The sequence below is a fragment of the Leptospira idonii genome (assembly GCF_004770995.1).
GTDB classification, from domain to species: Bacteria; Spirochaetota; Leptospiria; order Leptospirales; family Leptospiraceae; genus Leptospira_A; species Leptospira_A idonii.
Window position 1 is genome coordinate 12977 of sequence record NZ_RQHW01000042.1, and the last position, 13198, is coordinate 26174.

Genomic DNA, 13198 nt, shown 5'->3' on the forward strand with positions numbered 1-13198 from the left:
GATTTAATAAGTGGAAAGAACGGGAAGAACAGGGCCTTCTGCCTCTACAAGTTCCGTTAAATTTCCATTTTGTTTGCGGAAGAGTTTTCCCGGTTTGTCGGAGAATGCATAGAAAGTGTCTTTTCCGTTTTTTCCGTCCGCTTCGATCATCAATTCTTTTCCCCACTGAGAGTAAGTGAGTTTGAGAGATTCTCCGTTTTCTTGGAATTCTTTTACCAATTTACCGTCGAAATCAAATTCAGCAGCTGCGATCGGGTTCGAATTTGTCCAGAATTCAACAAGGTTGAATAGAACTAGATCCAAAAAAGTCGCAATTCCATACGCCCAGCTGAATGGAAAATACATCAGAATGGTGCGGATGAATTTGGGAAGAAAGGCAGAACCGGAAGGAAGGTTGGCATGTATGCCGTAAACCGTCTTTACGAGTCCGAATTTACCGAAGCAGTTTGCAAAAGATCCGAAAGAAAGCATAAGGATGCCGATGAGGGTGATCCATTTTTTCATTTTTACCTCTAAAATAGTTTGGTTTCTCGTTGAATCTTACGTGAGACAAAGCTTCGGATCAAGCCGAAATGATTGACGTAGATCTTTTTTCTGGAGGTATTGAGTGTTGAGGAAAAATCTCAGGTGATCTTCTCCGATTTCGAATACTTTGTCTTCTTTTTGATCGTTTTTTTGAGCGTGTGGTACCTCTTTCCTGCGGTTTTCGCAGATAAGAGCAAAGAAACTCGCATTTTGCATATCTTTCTGCTCATCGCCAGTTATTATTTCTACATGTCCTGGGACTATCGGTTCGGGGCTCTCATCCTCACTTCCACCTTTATCGATTATTATGTGGGAATGAAATTGGTGGAAACGGAAAATCGAACGCACCGTCTGTTTCTTTTGAATTTCAGTTTGATCACGAATCTTGTCTGTATTTTAGGATTCTTTAAATATTATAACTTCTTAGCGGAGTCAACGAATGCGGTTTCGATTCCTCTCTTCGGAGAAGAAGCGCTTCCGATTTTGGACATCATCCTGCCTGCGGGTATTTCCTTTTTTACGTTTCAGTCTCTCAGCTATACGATTGATGTGTATCGAAAGGAAATTCCTGCGGAAAGGGACTTCATTAAATTCTCGTTATTCGTGAGTTTTTTCCCTCAGTTGGTTGCCGGTCCTATCGTCACCGCAAAAACATTCGTTCCTCAATTGTACGAGGAAAAAAAGTTTTCGGACATTCCTTTCCGAGTAGCAATTCGTTTCTTTCTGTTAGGTTATTTTAAGAAAGCGATTTTGTCGGATCAAATCGCACCGACGATCGATACGATTTATGCCGATCCTGCTATGTATCATACTGCTGCTCTTTGGATCGGTGCCACTTTAGCTGCGGCGCAAGTATATCTCGACTTCAGCGGTTATTCGGATATGGCGATCGGAAGTGCTCTTCTTTTGGGTTATAAACTTCCGGACAACTTCAATCTTCCTTTTTTGGCCACTTCCGTTTCCGGGTTTTGGAGACGTTGGCATATGACTTTGAACTCCTGGCTCAGAGATTACATTTACATTCCTATGGGAGGAAGTCGTGTAACTTCTGCTCGTCGAAAATTCAATCTTTGGTTCACTATGTTCGTGAGTGGGGTTTGGCACGGAGCCAAATGGACGTTTGTGTTTTGGGGATTTATCAACGGTATTCTTTATGTGATCGAAGAGATTTGGAACGACTATTTTCCTAAGAAAAAAGCGGATGGTTCCGAACAGAAAAGTTTTGGGTCAAGACTGGGATCCGGTCTTCTTTGGACATTTAAAAACTTTTCCAACACAGCCGCATTCATTGTGGGAGGAATTTTTTTCAGATCCGTAACTTGGGACAGTGCTTGGACGCACATCCACGGTTTGTTTTTCACTCAGGATGGAATCATCCGGCCGTATATGTGGAAAGATTTCGCTTGGATTGTCGTGTTATTAAGCACAGGACATATATTAGGATATTGGATTTTTGAAAGAGGCAAATGGAAGGATGTTCCGGCTAAATTAGAATTTTCTATTTATCCGATCCTTACCCTGCTTTTTTGTCTATTGACCCCTGAAAATTCCATTCCGTTTATCTACTTCCAATTCTAAAGAGGGTCTTTTTTCGTTTTCACAAAATCAGTCTCTTTTACAATGTTTCCACATGGATAGTGAACGAAGACTGCCTCGTATCTCCCCAAGGGAATTTAGGGATTTTGAAGTTCACTTGGATTTGGACGGGGTCACTTTGTCCGGAAAATTAGGAAATATCTCCGAAGAAGGGCTTTGTTATCTGGGGGAAGACGATCTTCTGTCCGACGAACTTCAGAATGTGGTCTTAGGAACTATCCTTTGGGCGAGGGGAACCAAACGTATCTTCTTCGAAGGGAAAATCGTTTGGACACAAACGGCCGTTATTCGTGGTGTCAAATATTTCCTGGCAGGGATCCAATTTACCGAAAAACTTAATTTGAGCGATTCCTTGCTCGCCAGAAGTCTTGAAATTTGATTTTATCCACCTTACCTAAATTAAATATAATCAGAGGAATATTGTGAAAGAATTCAGAGTCTTGTTATTGGGCGGAACCGGTCTTGTCGGATCTCACGTATTGAAATCACTTCCTTTTTATTCCGAAATCTCCAAACTGATCGTTTGGGCAAGGGTCAGCAAAGTCCCTTTGAATCGAGACCCCATCGAAGTACAAAACGTATCTTGGGAAGCTTTGAAGGACGGTGCAATTCCTTTTCCCGATTCCATCGATGCAGTCGTATGTTGTTTGGGAACTACTATCTCTAAAGCAGGCTCTCAGGAAAAGTTTCGTGAAATCGATTACGAATATCCTTTGTTTGTTGCTAAGGCTGCGAAGGCGGCCGGGGTAAAAGCATTTTTGATCGTAACTGCCATCGGTTCCGATCCCGATTCCAAAATTTTTTATAATCGTGTGAAAGGAGAAACGGAAAGGGATTTGATTTCTCTCGGTTTTCCTTATTTGGGAATTTTTAGACCTTCTCTTCTTCTGGGCGAAAGGGAAGAACTTAGATTGGGGGAGAAAGTGGGAGAATTTCTCAGCTTTTTATTTCCATTTCCTCTTTTCGGACTCAAAAGATATCAACCGATTCGTGCGGACCTGGTCGCTATGTCTTTGTTAAAAGCTTTGGTTCGATGGGGAAATCTCACGGAAAAACCCGAATCCACTTTGGAAATTTTCGAATCCGACATGCTTCAGGATTTCGGACAAGGGAAATAATCGAATGGCAAGTTCGGCCCCTCAAAAACCATACAGCAAAACCAAATACATTTTTCTCAGTTATATTGTTCACCTAATTGTAGTAGTGTGGTATTTGTTCGTTAGGAACAGGGATGTAAAAATCCCGGAAGCCGCTCAAAAGTTCATAGATCAGGGTGGGAATTTTATCATCGCCGTTTTTCACGAAACCACTCTTTCTTTATACAGACATGCTACAGGGTATCTGCAAAAGAAAAAGAAAGCTCCTATGTTTGCATTGGTGTCACAGTCCAAAGACGGGGAGATCATCCACCAAACATTTGCTCGCTCTAATTTGAAAACGGTGCGTGGTTCTTCCACAAGAGGAGGAACTGGAGCTTTCCGTGCCATTCTAAAGGAAATGAAAGCGGGAGGAGTTCCTATTTTCACGGTGGATGGTCCCAAAGGCCCTCGACATGAAGTGAAACCGGGAGTGATTGCCACTGCTTCCCTCACTGGCTTTCCTATTCTATATCTTCATTCTCAGTACGACCGTTTTTGGCAGTTCAAAAGTTGGGACCGTCATTTTTTCCCTAAATTCGGAGCCAATCTTTATATCTCATACGGGGAACCGTTCTTTGTGCCTAAGGGTTTGGATGAATCCGGGATCGATGAATGGTCCAAAAAATTGGAAGATTTGATGAAGCAAAATGCCAAAGAATTGGAAGATTTGGTTCGGAAGAAACACCCGAACAATTCTATTGACAGTCAGCTTGAAATGAAAAGTTTAGCGAAGTAAGGTAAAAAAAACATGTCCTCTCAACAGAATTTTATATTTACGTCCGAATCGGTTTCCGAGGGACACCCAGACAAAGTCTGCGATCAAATTTCCGATGCCATCCTAGATGCTTTTCTTGCCCAAGATCCTAAATCCAGAGTAGCTTGTGAAACTCTAGTTACCACAAACCTTGTTGTAATTGCAGGTGAGATCACAAGTAAAGGAAAAGTAGACACTTCCGAAGTTGCCAGAGAAGTGATTCGTAAAATCGGATACAACGACATCAATCTATACTTTGATGCGGATTATGCGGTTGTTTCTTCCCATGTTCACAGTCAATCTCCTGACATCGCACAAGGTGTAAATGAAGGAGAAGGTCTTCATACGGAACAAGGAGCAGGGGACCAAGGTCTTATGTTCGGTTTTGCGATTGCGGAAACTCCTGAGCACATGCCTGCTCCTATTTTCTATTCTCATAAACTTTTGGAACATCTTGCAGAACTTCGCCATTCCAAAAAGATCGGCTGGCTTCGTCCTGATGCGAAATCTCAGGTGACCATCCAATACGAAAACGGAAAACCTAAGAAGGTAGATACCGTAGTCATTTCTACACAACACGCTCCCGGACTGACTCATAAACAAATCGAAGAAGCAGTCATCGAAGAATGTATTAAAAAAGTAATTCCTGCCGATTTATTGGGAAATCCTCGTTATTTCATCAATCCTACTGGTAAATTCGAGATCGGTGGTCCTCACGGAGATACCGGCTTAACAGGAAGAAAAATCATCGTAGATACTTACGGTGGAATGGGTCGTCATGGTGGAGGAGCTTTCTCCGGAAAAGATCCTTCTAAAGTAGATCGTTCTGCGGCGTATATCGGTCGTTATATTGCGAAAAACGTGGTTGCTGCAGGTCTTGCTCATAAATGTGAAGTGCAGCTTGCTTATGCGATCGGTGTTGCGGAACCTGTTTCCGTACTTGTGGATACTTTCGGAACGGGAACCATCCCTGAAGAAGAAATCGCAAAAAGAGTAAAAGCTACTTTTAAACTCACTCCTAAAGGCATCGTAGATACTTTGGATCTTCTCGGAAAAGGAAGAAAATACCAAGAGACCGCAGCTTACGGTCACTTCGGTAGAACAGGTTCTACATTTACTTGGGAAAAAACTGACAAAGCAGAAGCTTTAAAAAAAGGATAAGGAATGGGAGCACCTAGCCAATCTACTTCAGACAAAAAAGCAACTCGTGATGCCTACGGCGAAGCATTAGCCGAGTTAGGTGCTCTTAGGCAGGATATAGTGGTTTTGGATGCGGATCTTTCCGGTTCCACCAAAACCGCCGATTTCAAAAAGAAATTCCCGGAACGTTTCTTTAATGTGGGTGTCGCCGAACAAAACTTAGTTGGTCATGCGGCCGGTCTTTCTCTTTCCGGGTTTGTTCCTTTCGCTTCTTCTTTTGCTATGTTTCTTTCCGGCCGTGCCTGGGAAGTGGTTCGTAACAGCGTAGTGTATCCTAAACTCAATGTGAAATTAGTAGCATCTCACGGAGGAATCACCGTAGGAGAAGACGGTGCATCTCACCAATGTATTGAAGATTTTGCAATTATGAGAGTCATCCCTGAGATGACTGTGATTTGTCCTGCCGATTTTAACGAAACCAAACAAGTCATTCATGAAATCGCAGCCTACAAAGGCCCTGTTTATGTAAGAGTGGGGCGTCCTGCGATCCCTCTGATCCAAAGAGAAAATTATAAATTTCAAATCGGAAAAGCGGAAGTTCTTTCCGAAGGAAAAGACGTCTGTATCATCGCTTGCGGTGTGATGGTTTCCGAGGCAATGATTGCTGTAGAAGAGTTGAAAGCGAAAGGAATTTCCGCTACTCTTTTGAATATGGCAACCATCAAGCCGATCGATAAGGAAACAATCCTCGCCAAAGCAAAAGAATGCGGTGCCGTTGTGACTGCCGAAGAACATAACGTAGTCGGCGGTTTGGGTTCTGCAGTTTCCGAGTTTTTATCCGAGGAATATCCTGTTCCTGTTTTAAAAGTGGGAATGAAAGATACTTTCGGAAAGTCGGGAACTTGGGGCGGTCTAATGGATTATTTCGGACTTCGTGCCAAAGATGTAGTTTCTCACGCTGAACAAGCCATCGCAAAAAAGAAAAAATAATCTGGAGGTTTCCGGATGACTGTATTCGCAAATACCGCTCAACCGGGAACTTTGGAAGAGGTCGAACTGTCCGTAAAGGACTCGGGCGGCCCCTGGAAAGTCGTACTTTGGGACGACGACCATCATACGTACGATTATGTGATCGAAATGTTGATGGAAGTCTGCCAGATCACTTGGGAAAAAGCGTTCCAACATGCGATTGAAGTGGATACGAAAAAGAAAACAATCGTGTTTATTGGAGAATTGGAACATGCCGAATTTGTGCAGGAAAGAATTTCCGACTTCGGCCCGGATCCCAGAATGACAAGTTCCAAAGGATCCATGACTGCTACTTTAGAACATTAGATTTCTTTAAATTTTCGATTTCTCTCCGACCTAGTTGTGAATTCGACTTTAATCTTTCTTTTCCAATGCCAATTCTCTAGTAGGCACAACAATACTTGAAACGGATTCGTTCGTATCGACTTTTACGTTCGTGGTAGGATTATAAGTGTCGATTTGAAAATCTCCATCCACAATGAACTGATAATGATATTCACCAGGTAGAAGTTTTTTCTCTAAGTAAAAAATCCCGTTTCTTTCTTTTTTTAGAAAGTCGTGTTCCGGGTTCCAATCGTTGAAATTTCCAACTAGACTGACCACTTCCGCATTCGGCAGATACATTTGGAACCGAACCGTACGCAGATCTATTTCTTCGGAATTAGAATCTTCTAAAACAGTAGTGGTGATTTGGCGGTTCGTATCTTTTCTTTCTAAAATGAATCTGGATAAAAATGATCCTGATCCGTCTTCCACCTTATCGATGTTCTCTGAATCAAAAGTAAGCAGTCCGTTCACTCTGAACTTATATTCATAAACCGGATCGTCTTGATAATCGGGAGCGATTAAATTCGGCTCTACCACAAGATAATAGATTCCGTATTTATTTCTTTTCATAGGTAGGCATTCCCAATGGGAAAAGTTGCCGCAAATTTCCACAGATTCGTCTCTGAGGCCATTGTATGAGAAAAGGATTCCTCTTTTTAGAAGGCGGTTCGTCTCCAAGTAAGATTCCACATCCAAATAACGAATGTATCTGGGAGAGATATTCTTCTTCAAACTTTCCAATTGCCAAAGATAATAGACTGTGTCTTGGTTTTCTGTTTCATCGGTCAGGGAAAGTTCGCTGGAGGAAAACCCTCCTACCCATTCCAGGGCGTCCTGCCCGAAAAGACCCAAGGTGGAAAAGATTAAAATGAGTGGCAGAGCAAAATACAGTCTTTTTGGCTTCATTTTCAAGATCACTTCTATCATTTTCGGCAGATTTAGGAAAAGGGGATGATAGGATTTTTTATTCGGAAGGATCTGACATAATAAAAAAAAATTCTGCCATTTTTGGAAGAGTCCGATATTTAAGTAGGAAACGCATCCTCATATATGCCCGAGCCGAAAGATAATCTAAATCCGGAAGAAATACAGCAGATTGAAAGTTTGCTTTCGGCCTTAAATAAAAACCCTCAGACATCGGAGGATTTGAATCCGATGGCGCGCATTCTGCGTGAGAAGCTTGGTTATACGGAACCGTTCCAACAACCACAGCAAGAAGAGGAAAGCCCCGATTCTTTCGGAGACGATAGCGGCAGTGCGGATGGGGATGACGATGTATTTGGCGGAGGTACCACAGATGACGATTCCGGTCCGCCTCCTTTCCGCAACTTGGAAGCGGATGATGACATTGACTTAGATGAATTATTGAATGAGGGAGAAACAAAACGAGAAACTCCTTCCGGTGGTGATTTTGACGACTTCGACACCACACCTTCCACAGAACCTGTATTAGATGATTTTGATACTACTGCCTCCGATGATCCATTTGCGGATTTGGGAGGAGATACCACAACGGAACCTTCCGATTCGGTTCCCGGTTTTGACGATGATTTCGGTACGACCCCTGCTGCCACGGATGAGGATCCATTTGCGGATCTTGGCGGAGGTACCACAACCGATACTCCTTCTTTCGGAGAGGACGATCCGTTCGGCGGCTTAGATAGCCCTGCGTCCGAGGAAACTCTAGGAGATGATCCTTTCGGTGGTTTGGATTTGACTCCTTCTCAACCGGATAGTTCTGATAATTTTGATTTCGGTTCCACTCCTACAGAGGAGCCTTCCTTCGGAGAAGATCCATTTGCGGATCTTGGCGGAGGTACCACAACCGATACTCCTTCTTTCGGAGAAGACGATCCGTTCGGCGGCTTGGGTGGTCCATCTTCCGGGGAACCTTCCGGAGACGATCCTTTTGCCAATTTGGGAGGAGGCGACGATATCGGTGGCGCTGATCCATTTGCGGATCTTGGCGGAGGTACCACAACAGAACCCTCTTTCGGAAACGATGATCCGTTTGGCGGCCTAGAAGCTCCTGCTACCACGGGAGGAGATGCCGACTTCGGAGACTTAGGCGGAGGATTCGACGACCCTACACCGACTTCCAATACATCCACCTCGGACGGATTTGATGATCCTTTCGGCGACCTTGGCGTAGGAATGGATCCTCCCGGTTTGGATGACGCACCTTCCTTTGACGACTTTGCACCTTCTATCGACGATATGCCTATTTCCACGATGGAGTCTTCGACGGACTTCGGAGACGGAGGAGGCGGTTTCGACGACGACCTCATGTCTCTTGGAAAAGAGGAGGAAGGCCCCGAAGAAGGATTGGAAGACGGTTTGCAGGATGAAGACCTCGCCGTCATTCAAAGCGAATTAGTAAAATATCCGCCTAAACTAAGACGTACGATCATTGATACGATCGTAAACAACAGAGTTCCTGTTCGAAATCAAAAAGAACTGATCGAACTCATCAAGGCACAACAGAAACCGGAAGATATAGCTACTTTCTTAGGTGCATTGTTAGGTGAGAGAGTCGAACTCAGCGATTCCAGTGGAAAGTTCTCTCCCGACGGAGTTCCTATCATTGCGAGCAGAGACGCCTATACGAAAGAAGGTGCGATTCGCAGAAGAGAACTTATTCGCAGAACTTTTATTTCCTCCGCAGCTGCCATTCTGCTGGTTGTAGGATTGGTATCTCTTTATAAATACGTGATCGTTCCTTTCCGTGCGGAAGCGCAGTATGCTCTCGGATTGGAAAAAATCGAAGAATATAGTTATACTACGGATGCATTGGAAAAGAAAAAACTTTTAGCCGATGCTGAAAACTATTTCATAAAAGGGGAAGAAATCTTCCCGCATAACTTAAAATATCTGAACGAATATTGCCTTGCGTATGCCAGAGCAGGACAATATGACCGTGCATTCGAAAAATGTTTCGGAAAGGTGGAACCCGATTTCGGTTACGAACCGGAAGATAAGGAACACAAACGTGCTTGGGAAAACAGAAAAGAAGTTCCTAATATTAGTTTTGCGAAAAAAACGGAATGGAACGATGCGGGAGTCGAGACTGCAGGCCGCAAACCTTTGTCCGAACTCGCATTTTATCTGACCTCTCAGGACAAAGTTCCTAGAAAGGTGATTAAAGCGGGGGCCTATATAGCTTCTCGTTTGAAATACAATGTCCATGACGTACAAACTTACATCAGCTTGGGGAAATTTCATTCCTTCAATAGAAAAGATTTCATAGACGTTCCTCCCGGAAGTAACCGCAAAAAATATAAAAACGATCATTTGGCGATCGAATATTTCAAAAGAGTATTCACGGATGCGAACGATCCGAACAACGTGGATGCGATCGCAGGAATTGCGAAGATATTCTACAACAAACAAGAGTTCGGAACAGCAGTTAAATATTATAACGATATCATAGAAAAATATCCTAAAAACCCCATCGGTCACGGCGGAATTCTTTCCACTTACATCGAAATGTGGAAAAGGGACAACAACCCTCAATTCGTTCTAAATCACCACAGACAGGTGAGAAACGCATTGAATATAGAAGACGAATTATCTCTTCCTATTTTGGCGAAACTTGCATCGTTTTACATCGATTTGGATTCGGAAGAAGTTCGAATCAAATACAATATCAATCCGGAAGACCAAGTAACTGGAATGGAAATCGACGACAACGTAGAATACCTTTTGAATATCGCCTATGGAAAAGAAGGCGGAAGTAAATTCGCCGAAGGATATTACCAAAGAGCAAGATACTACTTTAAAAAAGAGGAAGCGGCTCGTGCTCTCAAACAATTGGAACTTTCCTCTACTTACGACGTAAGGCATTATCTTGCCGTTCTTTTGATGGCCGAATACTACATCCAAGTCGAAAATTACGACGAAGCGGTGAAGTTGCTGAGAGAATCCGACAATCGTTACGAATTGTATAAGGATCGTCTCGGTGAACGAGATGAAGACGAAACTCTTTTGGAAGGAAGACCTGGAAGGATTTCCTTCGACCTGGGAAAAATCCAATTATTGGAATCCGCAGGCGTCAACAAAACAGACAATATACGGGAATTTCCCGGCCGCAAAGTATATCCTGAAAGAAGTTTAGGGACTTTATCTTTCGAAGAGAAGGAAAGAAGAAACGGACTTTATTCCGCAAGGGAATCGTTCGAAAAAGCTTTGGAGAGAGGAATTGCAAACGATCCTAAAATCCTAAGGGAATGTTATTATTTCCTAGGATGGATCGACTATACTCACGGTGAGTTTGCACAAGCTCTTGATTTTTGGGCGGAACTTCCGGAGGAAGATATTTATAACAACCCCACTCTTCTTTTAGGCAAAGGAAATTCCTTTTACTATACGAGACAATACAATGCAGCTCTTGGAAATTACCTCAAACTCAAAGACGATTACGAATTGAAAGAGCAGACGTTGGGAAGAACCGATTCCGAAAACTCGGATCACAGAGAAGTATTTGAAACCTTAACAGCGCTTTACAACAACATCGGTGCCGTATATGAGAAGAAGCAGGATACCATCAACGCTTTGAAATATTACTGGAAGGCGATGGAAACCGCTCGTAAGATAGGAACTGTGAGTGAGATTGCGACATCGAACAAAGATTTGGTGTTTGCTCGCACCAGACTAGACAGGGAACCTTTGTTGGAAGATTGGCTCCCGCCTACTCTGGATAAGATGAAAAACATTAAAAAGTAATTTTATGTTTTTTTGCGGAGTCTTTCTCTGAGACCTAGCAGTAGAAAATAAAAAGTTTCCCACATTCTTCTGATTCGGAAAGGACGAGCGATGATTCTCCACAGCCATGTGAGTCCTTTTGATTTGAAATAATCGGGGGCTTTTTTGTCCGCACCGGACAACATGTCCAAAGCTCCTCCTACTCCGATCACAACCGCTTTTCCGAAGAACCCTGTGTTATTTTCGATCCATACTTCTTGTTCCGGAAAGTCCATAGCAAGGAAAATGATATCAGGGCCTGTTTTTCGAATGGCTTCCTTCACTCTCATTTCTCTCTGGCGGTCCAAATGACCCGCTTGTCTTCCTACGATACGAACTCTAGGAAAATGTCTTGTTAGGTTAAAGAAAACTCTTTCTATGATTTCGTCTTTGGATCCGAAAATAAAGATCGTGAACTCTTTGAGTTCCGCTAAACGGATCAGATCCATCATCACTGCGATGGGAGTCACTCTCTCTTTGAGGCGTCCGGAACTCATCCAATTGATACCCGCTCCCTCTACAAGAATGGTGCCTGCTTTTTCCGTAATTCTATGAAGTGGTTTGCCCGGTCTCATCCTCATCAATTTGATGGGATCGAGAAATAGGACATGGTGCATTGCTTCTTTTTTTTCCAAAACACGGAAGAGTTTGGCTATCGCCTCGTCCGTTGTAACATTGTCAATGGGAACTCCAAGGACTTTCAAGGTTTCTAATTTAGAAACGTCTATGTTCTGGTATTCGAGAAGGATGTCTCTTTCTTCTTTGGAAGAGTTGTGAACAATTTCACTTGGTTGCTTCATGAATCCTTCTATTTCCTTTTGTACTTAGGAAAAACCTTAGCCTTCCGTCCTTCTGGTGTCGCCTCTAAAATTTTCAGGAAGCTCTTTTTTTCACTTGGATTTTTTCTTGTGAGACGAAGACTCAAGGGAAAGATGCATCGTTTTATTGTTTTCAGTTTTTTCCTTCTTTTATGCCTGGCTAGCGATAGTTATGCGGAAGAAGTCTCTATCTTCGGCACCATTAAGAACGGAACCCACGGAGGATCCGGCAAGGCAGATTCCATCCGACTCATCGCACTGCAAGGAGCAATGCTCCCTTTGACTGAGATCGGGGCTCAAAACGGAAGTTTTCGTTTTCCTCCTGTCGAGGCTCCCGAAGGAGCACCTTTGCTTGTGCAGGTGGTTTATAAGGGAGTCAATTACAACAAGATCATTCCTCCTGTTCCCAAGTTTCGGACATCTCCGCAAGAAGTCATCGTATTTGAAACGGGCGATTCATGGAAAGATATGGGAGTGAAAAGTTTTATGCAGGTCATGCGTGAAAAAGAAGGGCTTCGCATATATAAACTTTTCCTTTTGGAAAATACGAGCAAACCTCCTAGATCCTTTTTCTCTTCCGAAAAACAAATGGAATATTTCGTGCCTAAGGAAGCGAAAGAAGTTTTTGCCCAATTGCAGCAACCGGAAAGTAAAATGGCCATTCCATTAAGCACTCCCGAAGGCAAAAACGGAGGGAAGTATTTGGACAGAGCCGTTCTTCCTGGAGTCTCTCAACTTCAAATCAGTTACTTCATTCCGAACAGTGTGGAAGTTTTGGAAGAAAAACTTTTGTTGGAAGGAGAAGCGGGAGCATTTCCTGTTTTTCTAAAACCGAAAGATATGAAGATGGAACTTTTGTCAGGTGGAACTATCTCTGAATTGCATAACAACATTCCTCCTGAGATCAGCGCTTATTCCATCGTTTCCGATACGGAACCTAAAATCATTAAACTCAAGTTTATCGGTGGAAAACCTTTGCCTACGGTTAGAAATACGAATCCTGAAATTTCGAACGGTACGATCCTGGAAACTTGGGAAAAATCGCTCGCGGCCGTCTTTGTTTTTCTTGCAGTTTTTATGTGTCTCTATTTCTATTTGGATTACAAATTTCAAGCAAAGGATTAAGATCT

The 13198-nt window shown here is 43.0% G+C and carries 12 protein-coding genes; 9 read left to right on the forward strand and 3 right to left on the reverse strand.

Annotated features, from left to right (window positions below):
• Positions 1 to 3 precede the first annotated feature (3 nt).
• Positions 4 to 504 carry a DUF3332 family protein gene (locus EHS15_RS10635; protein WP_135760554.1) on the reverse strand — a complete coding sequence of 167 codons (501 nt, stop codon included), beginning with the start codon at positions 502 to 504 and terminating at the stop codon, positions 4 to 6.
• Positions 505 to 627: 123 nt separating this feature from the next.
• On the opposite strand from EHS15_RS10635, the gene EHS15_RS10640 reads away from it, so the two are divergent.
• The 7 genes from EHS15_RS10640 to EHS15_RS10670 are packed head-to-tail and all read left to right on the forward strand — an operon-like array spanning position 628 to position 6489.
• Positions 628 to 2103: an MBOAT family O-acyltransferase gene (locus tag EHS15_RS10640; protein WP_135760760.1), complete on the forward strand. Its 1476-nt coding sequence runs from the start codon at positions 628 to 630 to the stop codon at positions 2101 to 2103.
• A gap of 52 nt (positions 2104 to 2155) precedes the next feature.
• On the forward strand, positions 2156 to 2500 hold the full coding sequence (locus tag EHS15_RS10645; RefSeq protein WP_135760555.1) for a PilZ domain-containing protein: 345 nt from the start codon (positions 2156 to 2158) through the stop codon (positions 2498 to 2500).
• Between the two features lie 43 nt (positions 2501 to 2543).
• Complete coding sequence (locus EHS15_RS10650; protein WP_135760556.1) at positions 2544 to 3239, forward strand: NAD-dependent epimerase/dehydratase family protein; 696 nt, start codon at positions 2544 to 2546, stop codon at positions 3237 to 3239.
• A 4-nt stretch (positions 3240 to 3243) separates the two neighbouring features.
• Complete coding sequence (locus tag EHS15_RS10655) at positions 3244 to 3996, forward strand: lysophospholipid acyltransferase family protein (protein WP_135760557.1); 753 nt, start codon at positions 3244 to 3246, stop codon at positions 3994 to 3996.
• A gap of 12 nt (positions 3997 to 4008) precedes the next feature.
• Positions 4009 to 5175, forward strand: coding sequence for a methionine adenosyltransferase (metK, locus tag EHS15_RS10660; protein WP_135760558.1), 1167 nt, complete (start codon positions 4009 to 4011; stop codon positions 5173 to 5175).
• Between the two features lie 3 nt (positions 5176 to 5178).
• Positions 5179 to 6144 carry a transketolase family protein gene (locus EHS15_RS10665; protein WP_135760559.1) on the forward strand — a complete coding sequence of 322 codons (966 nt, stop codon included), beginning with the start codon at positions 5179 to 5181 and terminating at the stop codon, positions 6142 to 6144.
• Positions 6145 to 6159: 15 nt separating this feature from the next.
• Complete coding sequence (locus EHS15_RS10670) at positions 6160 to 6489, forward strand: ATP-dependent Clp protease adaptor ClpS (RefSeq protein WP_135760560.1); 330 nt, start codon at positions 6160 to 6162, stop codon at positions 6487 to 6489.
• A gap of 48 nt (positions 6490 to 6537) precedes the next feature.
• Here EHS15_RS10670 and EHS15_RS10675 read toward each other — a convergent pair whose 3' ends face one another.
• Positions 6538 to 7416, reverse strand: coding sequence for a glycogen-binding domain-containing protein (locus tag EHS15_RS10675; RefSeq protein WP_135760561.1), 879 nt, complete (start codon positions 7414 to 7416; stop codon positions 6538 to 6540).
• Positions 7417 to 7560: 144 nt separating this feature from the next.
• Here EHS15_RS10675 and EHS15_RS10680 point away from each other — a divergent pair, with 144 nt between their 5' ends.
• A complete protein-coding gene (locus EHS15_RS10680; protein ID WP_135760562.1) occupies positions 7561 to 11232 on the forward strand; it encodes a tetratricopeptide repeat protein in 3672 nt (1223 codons plus the stop codon).
• Positions 11233 to 11234: 2 nt separating this feature from the next.
• Here EHS15_RS10680 and EHS15_RS10685 read toward each other — a convergent pair whose 3' ends face one another.
• Positions 11235 to 12050, reverse strand: coding sequence for a WecB/TagA/CpsF family glycosyltransferase (locus EHS15_RS10685; protein WP_135760563.1), 816 nt, complete (start codon positions 12048 to 12050; stop codon positions 11235 to 11237).
• Positions 12051 to 12182: 132 nt separating this feature from the next.
• On the opposite strand from EHS15_RS10685, the gene EHS15_RS10690 reads away from it, so the two are divergent.
• On the forward strand, positions 12183 to 13193 hold the full coding sequence (locus tag EHS15_RS10690; RefSeq protein WP_135760564.1) for a hypothetical protein: 1011 nt from the start codon (positions 12183 to 12185) through the stop codon (positions 13191 to 13193).
• Positions 13194 to 13198 lie beyond the last annotated feature (5 nt).